Origin of the sequence: Tepiditoga spiralis (genome assembly GCF_014701195.1) — a bacterium.
Taxonomy (GTDB): domain Bacteria; phylum Thermotogota; class Thermotogae; order Petrotogales; family Petrotogaceae; genus Tepiditoga; species Tepiditoga spiralis.
The window spans coordinates 2167432-2189716 of record NZ_AP018712.1 but is presented as its reverse complement, the minus strand read 5'-3'; the positions used below and the strand labels follow the sequence as shown (position 1 = coordinate 2189716).

Here is a 22285-nt window from a genome sequence, read left to right as displayed (position 1 = left end):
CCCCTCTTAAAAAATTTCTATCCACAAAACTTTTGCACAGTTTTTTTTAGATGTGTTTTTTATAAAATGTTTTTTATTAGATGTAAAAAAGAAAGATTCTTCTTCTTTTACTTTGTAAGAAATTCCATCTAAGTAAAGCATAATATTCCCTTCAATTACATAACCAAATTCAATTCCTTCATGATAATTTTCTTCCTTTGTTTTACTCATAGGTTTCAAATATAAAAATGAAGGTTCTATTTTTTTAGGGTCAGTTGCTGTCATTAATAACTCTTCTTTTACCCCTTTTGGAGTATCATAAATTGGTATTCTATCTTCTTTTTTATATACAATTTTCTCAACTGAATCAAATTTTGAAAAAAATTCTTTTAAATCAGTTCCGAGTGCATGAAGAATCATATCTAAATTTTCTAATGTAGGAGAAGTTAAATCTCTTTCTAATTGAGATATAAAACCTCTTGTTAAATCTGATCTAACAGCTAATTCTTCTTGTGTCATGTTTTTCATAATTCTTAAACTTTTTAATTTCTTACCAATTTTCACGAAAAAGCCCCCTATAAAAAGCTTTAGTATATAATATTAAACAATACGTTTAATATTATATACTTTTATATTATACATGTCAATAAAAAAAAATTAAATTTTTGTTTCTATATTTTCAAATGGCATTAGGTGTGATATACTATAATTGATATTTATTCTTAAGGAGGAAATTTATGAGGACATATCTTGGGATTGATTTGGGAACTGCAAATACACTTGTTTATTCAAAAGGAAAAGGAATAATAATAAATGAACCATCAGTAATAGCTATAGAAAGAGACAAAGGGGAAGCTTTAAGTGTTGGAATAGAAGCAAAAAAAATGATAGGTAAAACACCATCAAATATAATAGCGATAAGACCTTTAAAAGATGGTGTTATTGCTGATTATGATATAGCTCTTGCAATGTTAAAATACTTTATAAAAAATGCAGTCGGTGGCTTTAGTATATTAAAACCATTAGTTGTTGTTGGTATTCCAACTGAAGCAACTGAAGTTGAAAGACAAGCTCTTAGAGAAGCAGCACTTGATGGTGGAGCAGGAAAAGTATATTTAATAGAAGAAGCTATGGCAACAGCAATAGGAGCAGGATTAAATGTTGAAGAACCTTCAGGAAATATGATTGTAGATATTGGGGGAGGTACAACAGAAATAGCAGTTATATCTCTTGGTAGTATTGTACTTTCAAAGTCTATAAGAGTTGCCGGAGATGAGTTGGATGAACATATTGTTGAATATATAAAAAATGAACATAATATACTTGTTGGAGAAAGAACTGCGGAACAAATTAAAATGGAAGTAGGAAATACCTTTGAATGTGATGAATATGATAATCTAAGTATTGAAGTAATAGGACTTGATATACTAAGCGGATTGCCAAAAAGAGTTAATATTACAGGAAAAGAAATAAGAACTGCTATAAAAAACCCAGTTTCAAAAATAGTTGAAAATATAAAAAATGCTGTTGAATCAACGCCACCAGAACTTTTATCAGATATTGTAAATAAAGGAATATTTTTAGCTGGTGGTGGTGCTATGATTAAAGGAATAAAAGAACTTATTGAAAAAGAAACTTTAATTAGAGTAGTTATAGCTGATGAACCTTTAACCTGTGTTGCAAGAGGTGCCGGTATGGCTTTGGATAATATTAAAATATTAGAAAACATTTCAAAAACCAGGAGATAATAAATGTTTAAAAATAAAATATTTTATTTAAATATTTTTATAGTTTTGACTATAATGATAAATATATATAAACCCATTGGAAATATAGTTCAATGGGTTTCTTATCCTTTTAATTACGTTTTTTCAAAATTACAAGAAGAAATTTTAATAAGAGATTCAAGAGCAGAAAGTTTAAAAAATATTTTAAGTATAATTTCTTCAAATAAAATACAATTAAAAAAAGGAGAAAATTTAAAATTTTCTATTCCTTATGGAATAATATTAAAAGAAGAATATAAATACTTAATAGTTCATTCTAATGAAAAAGTTTCTAAAAATAGTTTTGTAATTGATGATGAAGGAAATTTAATAGGTTTTTCAGAAAAAACATACTCTAATAGAATAATTGTAAAAAAATTAGGTTGGGGAACAAATGAAATATTTGGAGAAATAGGTGGATATGATGTTTTAATAAAAGAGGATAATGGAAATCTTTTTGTAGAATTACCACAAAAAATAAATGAAAAAATATTAACTATTACATTACCTTATTATATTGATACAATAAACAAAAAAAAAGTAATATTAACAGGAAAAATAATTTCTAAATATGGTGAAATGTATCTCTTTAAACCTCTTAAATTTAAAGGAATACTTGCTTACTTTTTGGAGGAATAATTATGAAATATTTATTGTTTTTTTTATTTACAATAGCCTCTTCATCATGGGATAGATGGTTAGGTCAATATCTGTTTTTTTCTTATCCAATAGTTTCAGTTTATTTAAAAAATCTTGATTTTAATGAAAAAACAAAAAATATGTATGCTTTTTTATATACGTTGATATATTTTTCGTTAAAATATGATGTAGGTTTATATGCGATCATTTTTTTAGTAATATACATAATAATAGATACAATTTTTATAAATATACAAAAAAATTTTATTTCAACAATTGCTTACACAATACCATCAACATTGTTTTTATGTTCAATAAAATGGACTCCAATACCTTTAATAATAACTTTATCAATAATAATAATTTTATATTTTATAAACATGAGGTTGATTATAAATGAAAAATCATAGAATAACTTTAATATTTATAATTATATTTTTTAGTTTTAGTTTATTGCTTGTAAGAAGTTTTTATTTACAAATAATAAAGTGGAAAGATTTTAGAATAGAAGTTCAAGATTTAAGTACAAGAATAATAAAACAAAATGCAAAAAGAGGAAATATATATGATAGAAATGGAAAATTATTAGCTTGGAATGAAAGAATATATAAAATAACTAACTTGAGTGATGAAATAAATGCTGATACAGAAAAAAAAATAAGACTAATATTAAATAAATTTAATATAGATACAGATTCTATCATAGATAAATTAAACTTTCAAAAAAGTATAAATTTAAACATAAACTCTACAACAGCAAAAAAATTATCTTCAATAAGAACTTTATTAATAGAAGAAAAATACATAAGAAAATATGCTCATAAATCTTTATATCATATTACTGGATATGTAGATAACGAAGGAAATCCTCGAAGTGGTCTTGAATTAACATTAAATGATAAATTAAAAGGTGAAGACGGTTATAAAATAGTAAACATAACTCCAAGTGGTCGTATTAAAAATATAATAGAAAAAACAATTCCTATTTCAGGAAATGATGTTTATTTAACTCTTGATTTAGATATTCAAGAAAAAATATACACTTATTTAAGTGAGAATAATAAGCCAGGAGCTGTAGTTGTTTCAAACCCAAATAATGGTGAAATAATAGCAATGGTTAGTTATCCTTCACCAGACCCAAATGATTTTTCAAAAGGTCTTACAAACTTAAAGTTTCAGAGAATATTAAACGATAATAAAAAACCAATGTACAATAGAGCAATATATCAAAATTATCCTCCGGGATCTGTAATAAAACCATTTTTAGCTTTGTCGGCTTTAGAATTAGGTATTTCACCAGAAGCTACAATAAACTCAACAGGAAAGTATCAACTAAAAAATTCAAAAGGATACGTAATAGGAACATTTAAAGATTGGTGGCCACTTGGTCATGGAATAACAAATATGATAAAAGCAATTAGAGTATCAGCTAATAGTTATTTTTATTGGCTTGGTGAAACAATAGGGATAGATGCTATAAATAAAAAAGTTAAAGAATATAAATTAATTGAAAAAACAGATATAGATTTACCTGGAGAAAAAAGTGGCTTTTTTCCTTCAAAAGAATGGAAAGAAAAAGTTTTTAAAGAACCATGGTATCCTGGAAATACTTTGAATGTTTTTATAGGGCAAGGAAATGTAAAAGCTACACCTTTAGAAATGTTGCGTTTTTATAATATATTAGCAACTCGCGGAAAATACTATCAATTTCATTTGTTTAATATTCAAAAAGATTTATTCAATAAAATACAAGAACAATATATTCCAAAAATAAGAGATGCTTACAATATAAATGAAGAATATTTAGATAATGTTTTAGAGGGAATGAAAGAAGTTACTACTTATATGGGAAATTATGAAGGAGATTCTGCAAATGAGGGAACTGCTTACGAAGGGTTTAAAGGATTTCCTTATGTAGTTGCAGGTAAAACTGGAACTGCTGAAGTTTCTGGAGGGAAAAAACCTCATGCTTGGTTTGCAGGTTTTTTCCCAGCAGATAAACCTAAATATTCAATAATAGTTTTTTTAGAAAATGCAGGTTATGGACCTCACATTGCAGTTCCGTTGGCAAGAAAATCTTTAGATTTTATTATTAATAAAGTCATTAAGTAATTTTTTACCTGTTTTGGTGGCAGCAATGCCACCTTTACCTGTTTCTCTTAAATCTTCAGACAAAGATCGACCAACTTTTCCCATAGCATCGGCAACTTCATCGAATGGAATGGCGCTTTTTACTCCCGATAAAGCTAATTCAGCTGCAGTAAAAGCAAGTATAGATCCTGCAGGATTTCTTTTAACACAAGGTATCTCAACAAATCCACCAACTGGATCACAAACAAGTCCCATTAAAAATTTCATAGAAAGAGCTGCCGCATTAGAAACTTTATCTGGATTTCCATCAATTGCATAAACAATTGCTGCTGCTCCCATAGCAGTTGCACTTCCTATTTCAGCCTGACAACCACCAACAGCACCAGCTAAACTTCCTCTTCTTCTTATAAATTCACCAACAGCACCAGCAATTAATAAACTTTTCCCAAGAGTTTTTATATCTATATTTTTTTCTTCATGTAATGAAACTAAAACACCAGGTATTACCCCACTTGATCCTGCAGTAGGACAAGCAACAATTCTTCCCATAGAAGCATTATTTTCTGAAGTAGCTAAAGCCACAAGAATAGCTTTTGATAAAAGATTGTTAAATAAACTTTTTTTATTTTTCATTCTTTCAAAATAGATTTTAGTATTAAATCCTGTCCATCCTGTTATACTTTTTTCATTAAGATTTTCTATTTTATGTTTATAAGATTTTATCATTTCTTCAACTAATAATTCTGAATTTTTTTCAATTTGTATTGGATCAGTGCCATTTTCTAACATTTCCCATTCTTTTACAACTTCATGTAAAGGTTGACCACTTGAATTTGATAAATCAATTAATTCTTTAAATTTTGTAAACACAAAACCACTTCCCTCTAATTTTAAGATATATTTATATAATATCATAAAATATAAGATAAAATGCTTACATTAATTTAAAATTTTTAATAAAAATGTAGTATAATAATATTGAGAGGAGGGAAAAATATGGAATACAAAAATTTGGTGGAAGCATCTTTGATGACAGTTGTAAATCTTGTTAATGAGGTTTTTAAAGATTATATAGTTCCAGTTCATTGGACAATTCAATCATTTGAAAAAGATATTGTTGAAAACTCCATATCCCTTGAAAATTCATTTGTAGCATATGATAAAAATGAACCAATAGGATTTAGTATAGTTTCTGTAAGGGGAGAAAGAGGAAGAATTGATTCTATAGGGTTATTAAAAAAATATCGTGGAACTGGTATATCTTCTGAAATATTAACAAGAACCATGGAAACTTTAAAATGGAAAGGAATAAGAGATGTTGTTTTAGAAGTAGAAGAAAATGAAAAAAGAGCTGTAAAGTTTTATCAAAAACATAATTTTAAATTAAAAAGAAAATTAGAATCATTAAAGTATAATATAAAAAAGTCAGAAGATCCAGAATATAAGTATTTACCAGAAGATGGAAAATGGGTTCATGATATGGCAGTTTCTGCATTGAATAATCTTCATAGAAAGCCTAATTGGCAAAGAGAACCTAAAACATTAGGTTTGAGTGAAGGAAGATATATTGTTGAAAAAATAGTTTCAAAAGGTTTTGCTATTGGTTATATAGTTTGGGGAACAAATGAAGATAATGCTTTTATTGTTGATATTTCTCCAATAGCTGATGAAACTAAGTATTATGATATTTTTAAAGATGCTTTAAAAAGAATTGCTTCAGAAAAAAATAAAGTAATTATGGTTTCTGTACCATCAGATGATCTTTTAAATAAAGTTGCAAAAGAACTAAATTTTGAACCATTTTTAATTCAATGGGAAATGGAAAAAAAGATACATTAAAAAAAACACTAAAGAATTTCTTTAGTGTTTTTTAAATTCTTTATTTTATAAAAAATAAATGTTAATATGAAATGTAGGAGGATAATGTGAATAATAAAGAACTTCAAAATATGCTACTTGAAATGAAAGAATATTTTTTTATAGGAAAAACAAAAGATGTAAACTTTAGAATAGAACAGTTAAAAAAACTAAAAAAATCAATTATTAAATACACTGATGAAATTATAGTAGCCTTAGAAAAAGATTTAGGTAGACATAAATATGAAACTTATGCAGCAGAAATAGGAACCGTGTTAAAAAGTATCAACTATTCAATAAAAAATATAAAAAAATGGAGTAAAGTAAAAAAAGTTAAAACGCCACTACATTTGTTTAGTGCAAAGAGTTATATTAACCCAGAACCATATGGTGTTGTATTGATTATAGGACCATTTAATTATCCTTTTAATCTTTTAATAGAACCAATGATAGGAGCTATAACCGCTGGGAATACAGTAGTTATAAAACCATCAGAAGATACACCAAATGTTTCAAAAGTAATAAATAAAATAATTTCTGAAAATTATGATTTTAATTATATAAGGGTTGTAGAAGGAGAAAAAGAAATTGTTTCTAATTTAATCAATATGAAGTTTGATTTTATATTTTTTACTGGAAGTGTAAAAGTTGGAAAGATTATAATGGAAGCAGCAAGTAAAAATTTAACTCCAGTAACATTAGAGCTTGGAGGAAAGAGTCCTTGTATTGTAGATAAAACAGCAAACATTAAAGTTTCAGCTAAAAGGATTGCTTGGGGGAAATGTTTTAATGCAGGTCAAACTTGTGTAGCGCCAGATTACCTTATAATTCATAAATCAGTAAAAGAACAATTTATAAAAGAATTTAAACAAGCCATAAGTAATTTTTATGGTCATGAAATTGAAAAATCAAAAGATTATGCAAGAATAATTAATGAAAAACAAATGAACAGATTAATTAAAATAATTGAAGAGGATAAAAGTAAAGTGATTTTTGGTGGAGAATATAATTTAAAAGAAAAATATATATCTCCAACTCTTTTAAATAATGTAAATTGGAATGATGCTTCTATGAAAGATGAAATATTTGGCCCATTATTGCCAATTTTAGAGTATGAAAATATTGAAGATGTTTCAAAAATAATTAATGAAAGGCCAAAACCTTTAGCTGTTTATATATTTTCTGAAAGTAAAAATAATCAAAAGTATATTATTGAAAATACAAGTTCTGGAGGTTTTGGAATAAATGAGACTGTAAGTCATTTTACTTCACATTATATGCCTTTTGGAGGCGTTGGAAATTCTGGATTAGGTTCTTATCATGGAGAAGCAAGTTTTAGACAATTTTCCCATTTTAAAAGTATTTTAAATAAATCCACAAAGATAAATTTAAACGTTCAATTTCCACCATATACAGAAAAAAAATTCAAACTTGTAAAAAAGATTTTAAAATAAGAATATATATTCAATATTAAAAATATCAAATAAAAAAGAGAAGACTAAGTCTTCTCTTTTTTTGGTGCCGGGGGCGGGACTTGAACCCGCACGAGCGCAATTGCCCATATGGCCCTCAACCATACGTGTCTACCAATTCCACCACCCCGGCATTAAGAACTCGAAGTTCATTTACGAAACAATTATACACAACAAATACCTATTTGTCAATAGTTTTACTTTTAAATTTGTGTAAAATAAGTATAAACTTTGATTATTTCATCTTTTATTTTATCTTCAACCATTCCATTTATTGTTTTCTTTTGGGTTATTCGATTTCTTATAGTAGTAGAAGATATATCAATTAATGGTGAATTTATTTTTATATATGGGATATCTGTATTAATTTTATTTTTAAAAAATCGTGGATAAACAGCTAAAGTACATTTTTTTAATATTTCTTCCCATTTATACCATTTTTTAAAGTTTAGTAGTGAATCTTCTCCAATGAGTAAAATAACTTTATCTTTTTTTGAAAAATATTCAATAGTTTGAAATGAATATGATGGTTTTGGTAATTTGTTTTCTATATTACTAATTTCAAATTTTGACGAAAAAACTTTTTTTAACCAGTTATATCTTATATTAAAATCAACTATAAAATTATTAGTTTTATGTGGTGGTACAGATGCAGGAATTATTAAAAATCTACTTGGTTTTAGTTCATCATAAGCTACTTCTGCTATTATTTTATGAGCAATGTGTGGTGGATTGAATGTTCCTCCAAATAAAACAATCATTTTTAATTCTCCTTAAGGTATGTATTCAAATGCAAGATCACCTATGTAAACGGTATCTCCTTCTTTTATTCCAGCACTTAGGAGTGCTCTATCCATTCCATTTTCTTCAAGAAGATGGATTATTTTTCTTTTAGAATCTTCTTGCATAATATTATATTTATTTAAAAGTTTTTCTACACTTGAGCCTGTAACTTCGTAAGTATCTTTACTCCATTTTACTACTTCTATTTTAATTTTAAAATCGATTGGTATATTTACTGGTTCTACCTTTAATTTTACTCTTTCTGGTTGAGTTTTTAAGAATTTTTGAATTCTTTTTATGTATTCAATTCGATCTTTGCTTATTAAGTTCCACATTTTACTTATTAGTTTATCTGTGTTATATCCAGTATATGCTGAAATTTCAAATATTTCTTTACCTGTTTTTTCTGTAAATTCTTTTAATTTTTTTTGAGTTTCTTCTTCTGTTATTAAATCAAGTTTATTTGCAACAATAATTTCTTTTTTTGAGGCTAAAATTTCTGAAAAATTTTCTAATTCTTTTCTTATTTTATAGTAGTCATCAATAGGATCTCTACCTTCTATTCCAGAAATATCTACAATATGAACTATAACATGACATCTTTCTATATGTCTTAAAAATTTATCTCCAAGTCCTGTTCCTTCATGGGCTCCTTCAATTAATCCTGGTATATCTGCAACAACAAATGAATTGCCTTCTCCAACTTTTACTACGCCAAGATTTGGTTTTAATGTTGTAAAATGATAATTTGCTATTTTTGGTTTTGCATTAGAAATTTTTGAAATTAATGTTGATTTTCCTACATTTGGAAATCCAACTATTCCTATATCTGCTATTAATTTTAGTATAAATTTTATATTTCTTTCTTCTCCTTCGATGCCTTTTTCTGCAATTTTAGGAGCTTGCATTTTTGAATTTGCAAACTTTGCATTACCTTTTCCACCTTTTCCTCCACGAGCAATTACTACGTATTGTTCTGGATAAGTTAAATCTGCTATTAATTCTTCCGTATCTTCATCATAAATCATTGTTCCAACAGGAACTTCAATTATTGTATCTTTACCATTTCTTCCAAATTGTTTTTTTCTTGTTCCAGCTACACCATCTTCTGCAACAAATTTCTTTTTGAATTTAAAGTCTATTAAAGTATTTTTTGTTAAAACAGATTTTATTATTACGTTTCCTCCATTTCCTCCATCGCCACCATCTGGACCGCCTTTTGGAACGTATTTTTCTCTTCTAAAATTTACGGAACCATTTCCGCCTCTACCTGCTTTAACATATATTCTTGCTTCATCTAAAAAATCAAATTCCATTGTTTTCCTCCTCATTTCCAAATGTTCTTTTTATTAGATTTTCATCGTATCCAAAACATTCTTTTTCATTATTTCCTATTGGTTCTACATGGATAGTTATATCTTTTATATAAACATTTAATTGTTTGATTTCTTTTTCTATTTTCATTATTATTGAATGTGCTTCATTTATTGTTTTTTCTCCATTTATTTCAAGATGCATGTCTACAAAAAAAACAAATCCAGATTTTCTAACTCTTATTTTATGTGGATTTTTGATATCTTCATATTTATCTACTACGTTTACTATATCAAGGTATATTTTACCAAGGTTTTTAGAACCATCCATTAAATCGTTTGAAGCTTCAAAAAAAGTTTCAAATCCAACTTTAAAAATCATTAATGAAACTAATAAAGCTATTATAGGATCTAATATTTTTATTCCAGTAAAATAGTAAATGGTTATTCCTATCAATACTGAAAGGGATATTAAGACATCATTTTTCATATTCATTGCATCTGCAATTGAAGATGGACTATTTATTTTTTTGCCAATTTTTAATTTGTATTTAAAAAGAAAATATTTTATAATAACAGAAATTGATGCTGTTATCAATACTAAAATTAAATTGTTAATTTTAAATTCCGGAGTTATTATATTTTTTATAGATTTTATTAATAAATTGTATCCTGCAAATATTATTACAAGAGAAAGTAATTTTGTTATTATTGTTTCTATTTTTTCATGTCCATAAGGATGAGATTTATCTGGAGGTTTATTAGAAATTTTTGCTGCGATTAATGTTAAAAATGAAGTTGCTATATCAGTGGTAGTATCTATTCCATCAGCTAATATTGCTAAACTTCCAGTAAATATACCTATAAATAATTTTAATATAGCCAAAAATGTATTTCCTATTATTCCAGCATATGCAGCTCTATTTACAAGTTTATTTCTGTTATCATCATTCATAATATTTTTCTCCTTATCAATATTGTTTATTAAATTAGTTTAAGTATAACAAATTATTGTTAACTATGTAAAGAAATTTTGTTTTTTTTTTAGTTTGTTGTATAATATGGGCGGAGGTGAAAAAATGTTTATTCCAATAACAAAAGATTCTTATTTAGTTGCAGAAAGAATACATTCTGTTATTCCAGAAGAATTCTTGCAATTTAGAAAAATAAAAAAAATATTTCAAGAAAATGATGTTTTAGCTCAACTTGAAAAAAAACCTATAAAAGGTGGAATAAAATTAATTGATATAACTTATGGAAAAAGTGTTGAAACCGTTATTTTTATGGATAGTGGCCATATGGTTTTAACTTCCGTTAATGCTAATAAAATAATAGATAAAGTAAAAAAGGGGAGGAGGAATGAACTTTGAGTATTCCAATGCCGGTAGTTGTTGAATCAAATGGACGTTATGAAAGATCCTATGATATATATTCTAGATTATTAAAAGATAGAATTATCTTTATAGGTTCACCAATAGAAGAAACTATTGCAAATGTAGTTGTTGCACAATTATTATTTCTTGAATCTCAAGATCCTGAAAAAGATATTTATATTTATATAAATTCTCCAGGGGGATCTGTAACAGATGGTCTTGCAATTTATGATACTATGCAATATATAAAACCAGATGTATCTACTATTTGTATAGGCCAAGCTGCATCAATGGGTGCAGTATTATTATCTGGAGGTACAAAAGGTAAAAGATTTGCTCTTCCAAATTCCAGAGTAATGATACATCAAATAGCTGGCGGTGCTGAGGGTGTTGCAACCGATGTTCAAATAAGATTAAATGAAATGCAACGCTTAAAGAAAATACTTTATGATATATTGAGTTTCCACACTGGTCAAACATACAAAAAAATTGAAAAAGATTGCGATAGAGATAATTTTATGTCAGCAGAAGAAGCTGTAAAATATGGATTAATAGATAAAGTTATAGGTTCAAGAAAAGAAATTGAAAAATAAACAAGGCGCTTAGCGCCTTGTTTTTTGAAACGGAGGTTTTTTATTCATGGCTTCTCTTACTCCTATGATAAGACAATATCTTGAAATAAAAGAACAATATAAAGATGCTGTTTTACTATTTAGATTAGGCGATTTTTATGAAACTTTTTTTGAAGATGCTAAAAGAGTAAGTGATATACTACAAATAGTTTTAACTAATAGAAATGGACATCCAATGGCTGGTATTCCATATCATGCTCTTGATAATTATTTAAAAAAATTGTTAGAAAATGGTTTGAAAGTTGCAATTTGTGAGCAACTTGAAAATCCAGAAGATGCAAAGGGTATAATAAAACGTGAAGTAACTAGAATTATTACTCCAGGTACAATTATAGAAGAAAATATGCTAGATGAAATTAATAGTTTTTCATTATTGATTAAAAAAAATGATGACAGAAAATATATTGTCAGCATTTTTGATTTTTCAACTGGAGAGGTCTATTTAGATTCTTTTGAATTTAATGAATCTGAATTAATAGATTTTATTATTTCATCAAATTTTGTACAAATTCTTTTGTCTGAAGAACTAAAAGATTTATCAAAAAAAATAAAAGAAATTAATAATAAAATTTATATAGAATCTTTAGATGAATGGTATTTTTCAAAAAATTATAAAAATCAATTGGAAGAAAGTTATGGTTCAATTGATTTTAATATATTAGGTTTTTCAAAAGATGAATTAATAACTTTTTCTGCTGTTTTAAAGTATTTAGAAGTAACACAATTTTCAAAAGTAAAACATTTTAAAATTCCAAAAAGATTAAAAACCTTAGAATATATGTATATTGACAGTAATACAGTTACAAATTTAGGATTAATACCTTCTAATGAAACAAAAGGAAAAACATTATATGATATTTTAAAGAAAACAAAGACTCCTATGGGAAATAGATTATTACGTGAATATTTATTAAGGCCTTTAATAGATAAAAACGTCATAGAAAACAGATTGAATAATGTTGAAATAATGTACAAAGATAGACTTTTAATGAATGAACTAAAGGAATATTTATCATACATAAGAGATATTGATAGAATTTCTACAAGAATCTCTTTATTAAAAGCTACTCCGAGTGATATTTTAGCTTTAAAAACATCTTTAAATGCTATACCTTATATTTATGAATTATTAGAAAGTAGTGAGCTATCAAATTTTTTTGAAGATATTAATTTACTTCAAAATATAAAAGAAAAAATAAATAACACATTATTTGAAAATGCAAATAATGATGTAGGAAAAGGTTTTGTAATAAAAGAAGGTGTTTCTAAAGAATTAGATGAGTATAGAAATTTATCTTTTGATATAGATAAAATATTAAAAGAAATAGAAAATAAAGAAAAAGAAAAAACTGGTATTACTAAATTAAAAGTTGGAAGAAACAAAATATATGGATTTTATGTAGAAGTTTCAAAAACGCAAGCAAATTTAGTTCCAGAATACTATATAAGAAGACAAACATTAACTAATAATGAAAGATTTATTTTTGAAGAATTAAAAGATTTAGAAAAAAAGATGATAATAGCAGAAGATAAGATTAGGAAAATAGAAAAAAAATTGTATTTAGAATTATTAGAATGGCTAAATTCTTATACTCAAAAGATTAAAAAATTATCTGATAAAATTTCTGAATTAGATGTTTTAAGATCTTTTGCGGAAATTTCTGTGTTAAATAATTATGTAAGACCAACTTTTACAGAAAACAAAAAATCTAAAATAATGCAAGGAAGACATCCTGTAGTTGAAAAATTTTCAAAAGAATATACATCAAATGATTTTGATATAGATAATGAAAACTTTTTTATAATTTTAACAGGACCAAATATGAGTGGAAAATCGACATATTTAAGACAAGTTGGAATAATAAGTGTAATGGCTCAAATTGGGTGTTTTGTACCTGCTAAAAAGGCACTTTTACCTATTTATGATAGAATTTTTACAAGAATAGGCGCAAGAGATGATATCATTACAGGAAAATCAACTTTCTTAATGGAAATGTTGGAAATGTCAACTATATTAAATAATGCTACTAAAAATAGTTTGGTTTTATTAGATGAAGTTGGAAGAGGTACGAGTACTTTAGATGGTATTTCTGTTGCCTGGGCAATTTCTGAATATATTTTTCAAGTAATAGGATCAATTTCTATATTTGCTACTCATTATACTGAATTAACTATGATGGCTGATATTTATGAAGGTGTTACTACTAAAAGGGTTAAAGTTTTAGAAACTGAAAATGGTGTCATTTTCTTACACAAAATTGAGGATGGTGTAAGTGATAACAGCTATGGAATAGAAGTTGCAAAGTTGGCAGGGTTTCCAATTGATATAATTACACGTTCTAAAGAAGTTTTGGATTTAATATCAAATAAGATAGATTTAGAAAATAACTTAAAAAAAATGAAAAATGTAAAGAAAAAGAGATATAAAGTTCCTAAAGGGCAAATAAAAATATTTTGAATTATGGTATAATTTTATAGTAATTAAATTTCAAAAGGAGGAATTACTATGTCTATAAAAGAAGAAAATAATTTTGGACAAATAAATATTTCTGAAACTGTTTTAAAAAATATAGCTTACAAATCTCTTGAAAAATTTTTAAAGGAAGAAAAAATATATAATTTAAAAATAGAAAAAGATTTACCAAAAAATATAAAAATAGGAAAAAATGAGGATCAAAGTATAACAGTTACAGTTAAAACAGCTGCTAAATATGGAGAAAATATAGTTGAATTTTCTAAAAAATTACAAGAATTAATAAAAAACGAATTAGAAAAAATGGCTGATGTTTATGTAACTAATATAGAAGTAATTGTAGAATCTCTTGAATACCCTATTACCGAAGAATTAGAACAATCAATAATTGAAACAAAAGAATATGAAGAAAAAACTGAGGAGTGATAAAGTGCCTGTACCAAAAAGAAAAATTAGAGAAGCTGTTATAGAAAGTATATTTCAATTAAATTTTTTTGAAATAAAATTAGATGAATTAATTGAAAATCTTAATGATATATGTAAAGAAAAAAAAATAAATATGGAAGAACCTTTAATTTATGTAAAGTATATAAAAGAAAATTTATCTTCAATAGATAAAATAATTGAAGATAATTTAAAAAATTGGTCTTTTGATAGAATAGGAAATGTTGAAAAAAGTGTATTAAGATTAGCAATTTATGAAATATTAGAAAAAAAAGAAACTCCCATTAAGGTTATAATAGACGAAGCTATTGAATTATCAAAAAAATATTCAGAAGAAACGTCTGGGAAATTTGTTAATGGAATATTAGATAGGATTGCGAGGAAATATGAAAGATTATAAAAAAGAAAAAATGCTTTATAATGCAACAAGAAAAATGAATTATAAACAACTTGATGGATTTGCAAAAAATATAAGAAAGTATATTTATAATATTGTGTCAAAAGGAAATGGTCATCTTGCTTCAAATTTAGGAGTTGTAGAATTAACTCTTGCAATGTACAGAACCTTTAATCCAGAAGAAGATGTTATTATATGGGATACAAGTCATCAAGCATATGTACATAAGCTCCTCACTGGAAGGTGGGGAGCATTTAAAACATTAAGAAAATTAAATGGTATTAGTGGTTTTACAAATATAAATGAATCAAGAACTGATAGATTTATTGCAGGACATGCAGCAACCTCTATTGCAGCAGGTATTGGTTATGCACTTGGAGATAAAGTCTTAGAAAAATCAAGAAGTATTGTTACTGTAATTGGAGATGGTGCTTTTACAAGTGGAATGGCTTTAGAATCTTTAAATCAATTAAAGTATCAAAAAACAAACATAAAAATAATTTTAAATAGTAATGATATGGCTATATCAAATAATGTTGGAACACTTTCAACTTTGTTTTCTAAAATACGTGTTAAAAAATCATATAATACAATAAAAAAATATATAAAAGAGAGTTTAAATGATTCTGAAATAGGGCAAGATTTAGAACTAATATTAAAAAAATTAAGAAATGGAATGAAATACAGTATTTATTCAGAACCAGCTGGTTTTTTTGAAGATATGGGAATAAAGTATTATGGCCCAGTAGATGGTCATAACATAAAAGAATTAGAGTTATTTATGAAGTGTTTAAAAAATTATAATAATGGTCCAGCTGTTTTACAAGTTCTTACAACAAAAGGAAAAGGAATTGAAAAAGCAGAAAAGAATCCATCTAAATTTCATGGTATGTCTATAAAAAAAGAAGGGTTGTCTTATAGCAAAATAGTTGGTAAAACTTTATCGATATTAAAAGATTATCGATATTTAGCCTTTACAGCAGCTATGACATCAGGGACAGGACTTGATGAATTAAAAAAAGAAGCTCCAGAAAAAATGATTGATATGGGAATTACTGAACCAAGTATAGTAACTACAGCAGCAGCACTATCTTTAACAGGTATACTTCCTATTGTTGATATTTATTCTACATTTTTACAAAGAGCTTATGATTCTTTAATACACGATGTTTCTTTACAATCTTTACCTGTTTTATTTTTATTAGATAGAGCTGGATTAGTTGGTGAAGATGGACCAACTCACCATGGGATTTTTGATATAGCTTATTTAAGACCAATTCCAAATATAGAAGTTTTAACTCCATTGGATGGTTTTGATCTAGCAAACATGATTTATACGTCAATAGTTAAAGAAATAAATAAACCAAGGTTTATAAGATTTCCAAAAGAATATTATCTTGGAAAAGAGGAAGATCTTTTTAAGAGTCTAAAAGAAGTAAATTATAATTGGAAGTATTTAAAAAAATCAAATTCAAATATTTATGCACTTGCCGTTGGAACGCTATCTAAAACTGTTTATAAGGCTTTAAAAGATTATGAAGTTAATATAATAGGAGTAAGAAGTATAAAACCAATAGATAATAATATAATGAATGAAATAAATAAGAATGCATCTATAGTAATTACTTATGAAGAAGGTATTTTACAAGGCGGTTTTAATGAAGAAATAAAAAATAAAAAGGTATATGCATATGGTATAAAGGATTTTGTAACTCATGGAACGCGTGAAGAACTTTTAAAAATTTGTGAACTTGATTTAGTGTCTATAAAAACTAATTTTGAAAAGATACTTGAAAGGGTGAATTTATCTTGAAAAAAATATTTTTATTTATAATCATATCTTTTACTATATTTAATTTTTCTAAAATATTTTTTAATTATTCTTATGAAGTAACTCAAAGTGCTACATCTGCTATAACGAATTTTGATACAAATTTGAAAGCAGATTATATTGGAGGAAGAATAAGTTATTTAGTTCCAACAGAAGATTCAAATGAAATATATTTTGGACCATACTTTGGTTTTTTTTATAATAATTTTAAAGATACAATGTTAAATTTATATAATCCGAAAATTGGAACAATATCTTATTCATTGGGGTTAAACGTAGTGTATAAAGGTAAAATAATAGAAAATATAAATTACTCTATAATTGCATATGGTGGTGTTCATAGCGAAGACAATTTAGTATCTTTTTCAACGGAAGTATTAGTTGGAGGTGGATTAAATATAGGAATATTCCATTTGAGTTCTAGTTATGAAACAAGATATTATAAATCAAATGATGATTATACTATAATTAATTATATACCTGTATTTTTGGGGGTGGAGTTACAATTTTAAAAGAAAAACTATACAATGACTTACAAATATATGAAACATTAAATAAAATTTCTGAAAATTGTCATACAAAATATGGAAGGGATTTTATAAAAAATAATTTTAAAATGCTCAATATAGATCAAATAAAAATTGAAATAGATATTTCAATAAGTTTTTTTAATCTTTTTAATACAGGAAAATACATTGATTTAAGAGGTTTACCAGATATAACAGAAACATTAGAAAAAATAGAATTAAATTCTTTAGTAGAAATAAAAGAGTATAGAAATATTGCAAATTTTTTAAATCAAATATATGATATCTTTAGTAAAAATAAACAAAACTTTGATAAAAATATTGAAGAACAATTTTCTCATTTTATTTATCATAGAGAATATGTATCTATGCTCTATAAAACTATAAGCATAGATGGTGAAATAGAAGATAACGCTACTTTGTCTTTATTTACAATAAGAAAAAATATAAATAGAATAAAAAATAAAACTTCTGGAACTTTATCATCTTTGATAAATAAGTTTGGAAAATATTTATCAATAGATAGACCAATAATTAGGAATGAAAGACAATGTCTTGCAGTAAAAAGTGAATATAGAAGTAGAGTTAAAGGAATGTTTGTTGGAAAATCTGATTCTGGATCAACTTTTTTTATAGAACCCGAAAAATTAATAGAGTTAAATGAAGAACTTTTGAAATTAAAGTCTGATGAAAAAACTGAAATTTCAAAAATTATTTCACATATAAATTTTGAAACGGTAAAAAGATTAAAATCTATTAAAAATAATATAAAAGTAATTTCATACATAGATAGTATGATAGGAAAAGCAAATTATGCAATAAATAATAAAGGAATATATGTTACTCCAAGTGAACAAGATAAAAAGATATTTTTTAATGGATTGAGACATCCTTTAATCCCTAAAAGTGAAGTTATTCCTTTGAATTTAAAATTAAATGAAGAAGGAATGATTATAACTGGTCCAAATACTGGTGGAAAAACAGTCACATTAAAATCAATAGGTCTTGCTTTTTTATTATCTCATGCTGGTTTTCCTATATTATCTTATGAGGCAAAATTACCGTATATAAAAAATATATTTACAGATATAGGAGATTCACAAAGCGTAACACAAAATCTTAGTACATTTTCTTCGCATTTAAAAAATTTAAAAATAATATTAGATGAAGCAAATGAATATTCATTAATCTTAATAGATGAACTTGGAACAGGAACAGATCCAATTGAAGGAGCTGCTTTAGGTAGAGCTATAATAAAAAGATTATTAAATAAAAATTCCATTTTATTTATAACTTCACATCTTTCTGAAATAAAAACTTATTCAATAGAGGAAAAAAGATTAGAAACAGCCTCCATGTCGTTTGATGTTCAAACATTAAGACCAACATATAAAATATTAATAGGAGTTCCTGGTGCTTCACATGCAATAGAAATTTCAAGAAGAATGGGATTTGATGAAGAATTACTTAGAGATGCACAAAATAATATAGGCGAAGAATATATAAAAAGTGAGCATTTATTTTCAAAAATGGCTAATTCTTTTGAAACAATTGAAGAAGAAAAGAATAAGATAAAAATGAAAAAATATGAAATAGAACAATTGAAAAAACAATATGAAAAAAAATATCAGAAATTGAAAAATAAAGAAGTTGAAAAACTTGATAATGAAACTTTAAAACTTAAAAATGAAATAAGATTTTTAAAAAATGAAGTTTATAATATAATGAGTGATATAAAACATGCATCTAATCAAAAAAACACAGATTCTTTAAAGAAAAATTTAAAAAAATTAGAAGATATTTCTAATAAAATTGAAATATTAAATAAAAAAAATGAGGTTAAGAATAGTTATACCATAAAAGTTGGTATGGATGTAAAAGCTCCAGGTGGAACTATTGGAAGGGTTATATCTATAAAAAAGAATAAAGCAGAAATTAAAATTGAAAATTCACCTATTAATTTAACTTATAATATAAACGAATTAATACCAACGAAGAAAAAAGAAAAAATAAATAAAGTTACCTCTTTTTCAAACTCAAGTACAAAAATACCAGAAATAGATTTAAGAGGGTTTACAGTAGCTGAATCTATACCAGAAATAGAAAATCTTATTTCTGATATGTTATTTTCAAATTTTAATAAAGGTTATATAATTCATGGCAAAGGAACTGGAAAATTATCTTTGGGAATATGGGAATACTTAAGAAATTGTAAAGAAATAAAAAGTTTTAGGGTTGGAAAACCAAATGAAGGTGGCACAGGGGTTACCGTTGTGGAGGTGTAATAATGATTTTTAGCCTTGATGTTGGTACAAGAACATTAGTTGGTGTTATTGCTGATTATGATGAAAATGAAAATTTAATTATAAAACATACTTCAATAAGAGAACATGAAAGTAGAGCAATGGTTGACGGACAAATACATGATGTTCAAAAAGTTGCAAAAGGAGTAACAAAAGTAAAAAAGGAACTTGAAGAAAAATTAGGTGAAAAACTTGAAGATGTTGCTGTAGCTCTTGCTGGAAGATTTTTAATAACAACAACGGGAGAACATATAGCTGATATAAGTAGTACAAGATATATTGATAATTCTTTGGTAAAAACTTTTGAAATTGAAGCTGTAAAAGATGCTACTCAAAAATTAAATGAAAATAATGGAATGTATTGTGTTGGTTATTCAGTACTTTACTATGAATTAGATGACGAATGGATAAAAAGATTAGAAGGACAAAGAGGTACAAAGGCTTCTGTAAAAGTTATTGCTGCATTTTTACCCAAAAATGTAGTTGAAGCTATGATATCTGTATTGGAATTAAACGATTTAAAACCAGCACATATAACTCTTGAACCTATAGCAGCAATAAATCTTGTTGTTCCAGAAGATTTAAGAAACTTAAATATTGTTATGGTTGATGTTGGAGCAGGAACTAGTGATATAGCTGTTTCAAATGAAGGAACTATAGTTGGATATGGAATGGTTCCTATGGCAGGTGATGAAATTACAGATTCTATAACAAAAAAATTATTAATAGATTTTAAAGCGGCTGAAGAAATAAAAAAGCATTTACACGAAAAAGAAAAATTTATATATAAAGATATTTTGGATTTTGAACAAGAAATAACTAAGAAAGAAGTTTTAGAAATAATAGAACCAGTAATAAATAATATAACAACAAATATAGCTGATAGAATTTTAGAATTAAATGGAAAACCACCAGTTGCAGTAATGGTTGTTGGTGGAGGAGGAAAAGTACCAGGTTTTAAAGAAAAATTAGGTGAAAAATTAGGTTTACCTAAAAATAGAATAGCTTTAAAAGATTTAAAATCATTAAATACTATAAAATTTGAAGGTGAAAAAGAATTAGTAGGAAGTGAATTTATTACACCTGTTGGAATTGCAAATGTGGCTTTGAAAAATGAAGGGAATGTTTTTACATCTGTTTATATAAATGGAAAAACCGTAAATATGATGATGGTAGGTACTAATTTAACTGTATTACAAGTATTATTACAAGATGGATATTCTTTATCTCAACTCATAGGAAAGCCATCACCAGCAATAACCTATGAAGTAAATGGTGAATTAACTATAAAAAAAGGAAATATGGGAAAAGAAGCACCAATATCAGTTAATGATAGACCAGCTTCTTTAAAAACAAAAATAAATTCTGGAGATAGAATAACTATTGGAACTCCAAAAGATGGTGAACCATTAATATTAAAGGTAAAAGATGTAATAAATCCAATAAAATACTTTTTAAATGGAAAACCACAAAAAATTTATCCAAAAATAATAGTTAATAACAAAGAATCAAATATAGATACTATAATAAAAGATGGAGATAAAATAACTTTAGAAAAAATATACTTAAAAAATGTAACAAATAGTTCGAATAAAACTATTTATTTTACCATAGATGGTATACCTTATGAAATACCTAGTAATACCGTTATATTAAAAAACGGTGAAGTTTTAAAAGATGATTATGAAATAAAAAATATGGATTCATTTGAAATTGAAAAAGTTGATTTACCAGTAATTGGTGATTTTATAGATGTTGATGTAAAAAAAAGAGCAATAGACTTTAATGGAAAAACTATTTTTTTACCTGAAGAAGAATGCTTAATTAAAGTTGGAAATAAAATTATAGATAAAAACAAAAAAATATCTGAGGGAGAAAATTATATTATTGAAAAAATAGAAAAAAATCCAACTATAATAGATTTATTGGCACATCTTTCAATAGATACAAGAACAATAACAAGCTTTGAAATATATATAAATGGTAAAAAAGTAGAAAGTTTTATGCAAACACTTCCACCAAATTCATCAGTGAGGTTTAATTATAAATGATTTTAGGAATAGGTACCGATATAGTAAAAATAAGCAGATTAAATATTAAATTATTAAATAAAATATTAACTGAAAGCGAAAGAGAAATATGTAAAAACTATGCTATAAATAGAAAACTAGAATTTGCTGCAGGTAGATTTGCTGTAAAAGAATCTTTAACAAAAGCCTTTAAAATATTCATTCCAATGGATAAAATTTCTGTATTAAAAGATGATAATGAAGTTCCTTACTTATCAAAAGAAACTCATAAGTATCTAAAAAATAAGTTTGGTAATGTTAATATAAACATATCAATATCTCATGAAAAAGAATATGCTATTGCAATGGTTATTGTAGAAAAATTGGAGGATTAAA

Annotated in this window: 21 protein-coding genes and 1 tRNA gene; 16 read left to right on the top strand and 6 right to left on the bottom strand. The window is 25.8% G+C overall.

Annotated features, from left to right (window positions below; genetic code table 11):
- Window positions 1–6: 6 nt before the first annotated feature.
- Complete coding sequence (locus tag IGS63_RS10220) at window positions 7–543, bottom strand: helix-turn-helix domain-containing protein (RefSeq protein ID WP_190614701.1); 537 nt, start codon at window positions 541–543, stop codon at window positions 7–9.
- A 173-nt stretch (window positions 544–716) separates the two neighbouring features.
- Here IGS63_RS10220 and mreB point away from each other — a divergent pair, with 173 nt between their 5' ends.
- From mreB to IGS63_RS10200, 4 genes are read left to right on the top strand one after another with little or no spacing between them, the layout of a single operon-like run.
- Entirely contained in the window at window positions 717–1727 is a 1011-nt protein-coding gene (gene mreB, locus IGS63_RS10215) for a rod shape-determining protein (RefSeq protein ID WP_190614700.1), read from the top strand.
- Between the two features lie 3 nt (window positions 1728–1730).
- Window positions 1731–2384 (top strand): hypothetical protein, encoded by a 654-nt coding sequence (locus tag IGS63_RS10210; protein ID WP_190614698.1) that lies wholly within the window; start codon window positions 1731–1733, stop codon window positions 2382–2384.
- 2 nt (window positions 2385–2386) lie between these two features.
- Entirely contained in the window at window positions 2387–2794 is a 408-nt protein-coding gene (locus IGS63_RS10205; RefSeq protein ID WP_190614696.1) for a hypothetical protein, read from the top strand.
- Window positions 2781–4496 (top strand): penicillin-binding transpeptidase domain-containing protein, encoded by a 1716-nt coding sequence (locus tag IGS63_RS10200; RefSeq protein WP_190614694.1) that lies wholly within the window; start codon window positions 2781–2783, stop codon window positions 4494–4496. Before IGS63_RS10205 ends, IGS63_RS10200 begins: the two co-directional genes overlap by 14 nt.
- Here IGS63_RS10200 and sdaAA read toward each other — a convergent pair.
- Complete coding sequence (gene sdaAA, locus IGS63_RS10195; protein ID WP_232521218.1) at window positions 4464–5345, bottom strand: L-serine ammonia-lyase, iron-sulfur-dependent, subunit alpha; 882 nt, start codon at window positions 5343–5345, stop codon at window positions 4464–4466. The genes IGS63_RS10200 and sdaAA overlap by 33 nt on opposite strands.
- Before the next feature lie 126 nt (window positions 5346–5471).
- Between sdaAA and IGS63_RS10190 the strand changes: the two genes are divergently transcribed.
- Window positions 5472–6314 carry a GNAT family N-acetyltransferase gene (locus tag IGS63_RS10190; protein WP_190614689.1) on the top strand — a complete coding sequence of 281 codons (843 nt, stop codon included), beginning with the start codon at window positions 5472–5474 and terminating at the stop codon, window positions 6312–6314.
- Between the two features lie 110 nt (window positions 6315–6424).
- A complete protein-coding gene (locus IGS63_RS10185; protein ID WP_190616170.1) occupies window positions 6425–7786 on the top strand; it encodes an aldehyde dehydrogenase in 1362 nt (453 codons plus the stop codon).
- A 62-nt stretch (window positions 7787–7848) separates the two neighbouring features.
- Here IGS63_RS10185 and IGS63_RS10180 read toward each other — a convergent pair.
- The 4 genes from IGS63_RS10180 to IGS63_RS10165 all read right to left on the bottom strand — a co-directional run bounded on the left by IGS63_RS10180 (window position 7849) and on the right by IGS63_RS10165 (window position 10855).
- Window positions 7849–7937, bottom strand: a tRNA-Leu gene (locus IGS63_RS10180).
- 70 nt (window positions 7938–8007) lie between these two features.
- On the bottom strand, window positions 8008–8565 hold the full coding sequence (gene nadD, locus IGS63_RS10175) for a nicotinate (nicotinamide) nucleotide adenylyltransferase (RefSeq protein ID WP_190614687.1): 558 nt from the start codon (window positions 8563–8565) through the stop codon (window positions 8008–8010).
- 12 nt (window positions 8566–8577) lie between these two features.
- Complete coding sequence (gene obgE, locus IGS63_RS10170; RefSeq protein WP_190614684.1) at window positions 8578–9903, bottom strand: GTPase ObgE; 1326 nt, start codon at window positions 9901–9903, stop codon at window positions 8578–8580.
- Window positions 9893–10855 carry a cation diffusion facilitator family transporter gene (locus IGS63_RS10165; RefSeq protein ID WP_190614683.1) on the bottom strand — a complete coding sequence of 321 codons (963 nt, stop codon included), beginning with the start codon at window positions 10853–10855 and terminating at the stop codon, window positions 9893–9895. The genes obgE and IGS63_RS10165 overlap by 11 nt, the downstream gene beginning before the upstream one ends.
- A 124-nt stretch (window positions 10856–10979) precedes the next feature.
- Between IGS63_RS10165 and IGS63_RS10160 the strand changes: the two genes are divergently transcribed.
- Genes IGS63_RS10160 through acpS form a run of 10 tightly spaced genes read left to right on the top strand, consistent with a single transcriptional unit; the run spans window position 10980 to window position 22284 of the window.
- The gene (locus IGS63_RS10160) at window positions 10980–11270 is read left to right on the top strand and encodes an extracellular matrix/biofilm biosynthesis regulator RemA family protein (RefSeq protein WP_190614681.1); all 291 of its coding nucleotides are present in this window, start codon (window positions 10980–10982) and stop codon (window positions 11268–11270) included.
- 8 nt (window positions 11271–11278) lie between these two features.
- On the top strand, window positions 11279–11866 hold the full coding sequence (clpP, locus tag IGS63_RS10155; RefSeq protein ID WP_190616169.1) for an ATP-dependent Clp endopeptidase proteolytic subunit ClpP: 588 nt from the start codon (window positions 11279–11281) through the stop codon (window positions 11864–11866).
- Window positions 11867–11912: 46 nt separating this feature from the next.
- Window positions 11913–14363, top strand: a complete 2451-nt coding sequence (gene mutS / locus IGS63_RS10150) for a DNA mismatch repair protein MutS (protein ID WP_190614679.1) — start codon at window positions 11913–11915, stop codon at window positions 14361–14363.
- A gap of 48 nt (window positions 14364–14411) precedes the next feature.
- Entirely contained in the window at window positions 14412–14804 is a 393-nt protein-coding gene (locus IGS63_RS10145) for an Asp23/Gls24 family envelope stress response protein (RefSeq protein ID WP_190614677.1), read from the top strand.
- A 4-nt stretch (window positions 14805–14808) separates the two neighbouring features.
- Window positions 14809–15222, top strand: coding sequence for a transcription antitermination factor NusB (gene nusB, locus IGS63_RS10140; RefSeq protein ID WP_232521217.1), 414 nt, complete (start codon window positions 14809–14811; stop codon window positions 15220–15222).
- Window positions 15209–17032 carry a 1-deoxy-D-xylulose-5-phosphate synthase gene (gene dxs / locus IGS63_RS10135; protein ID WP_190614674.1) on the top strand — a complete coding sequence of 608 codons (1824 nt, stop codon included), beginning with the start codon at window positions 15209–15211 and terminating at the stop codon, window positions 17030–17032. The genes nusB and dxs overlap by 14 nt, the downstream gene beginning before the upstream one ends.
- On the top strand, window positions 17029–17562 hold the full coding sequence (locus IGS63_RS10130) for a hypothetical protein (protein WP_190614672.1): 534 nt from the start codon (window positions 17029–17031) through the stop codon (window positions 17560–17562). Before dxs ends, IGS63_RS10130 begins: the two co-directional genes overlap by 4 nt.
- Entirely contained in the window at window positions 17535–19862 is a 2328-nt protein-coding gene (locus IGS63_RS10125) for an endonuclease MutS2 (RefSeq protein WP_420856927.1), read from the top strand. Before IGS63_RS10130 ends, IGS63_RS10125 begins: the two co-directional genes overlap by 28 nt.
- A 2-nt stretch (window positions 19863–19864) precedes the next feature.
- Window positions 19865–21931 (top strand): cell division FtsA domain-containing protein, encoded by a 2067-nt coding sequence (locus IGS63_RS10120; RefSeq protein ID WP_232521216.1) that lies wholly within the window; start codon window positions 19865–19867, stop codon window positions 21929–21931.
- A complete protein-coding gene (gene acpS / locus IGS63_RS10115; RefSeq protein ID WP_190614668.1) occupies window positions 21928–22284 on the top strand; it encodes a holo-ACP synthase in 357 nt (118 codons plus the stop codon). Before IGS63_RS10120 ends, acpS begins: the two co-directional genes overlap by 4 nt.
- The last annotated feature ends 1 nt before the right edge of the window (window position 22285 follow it).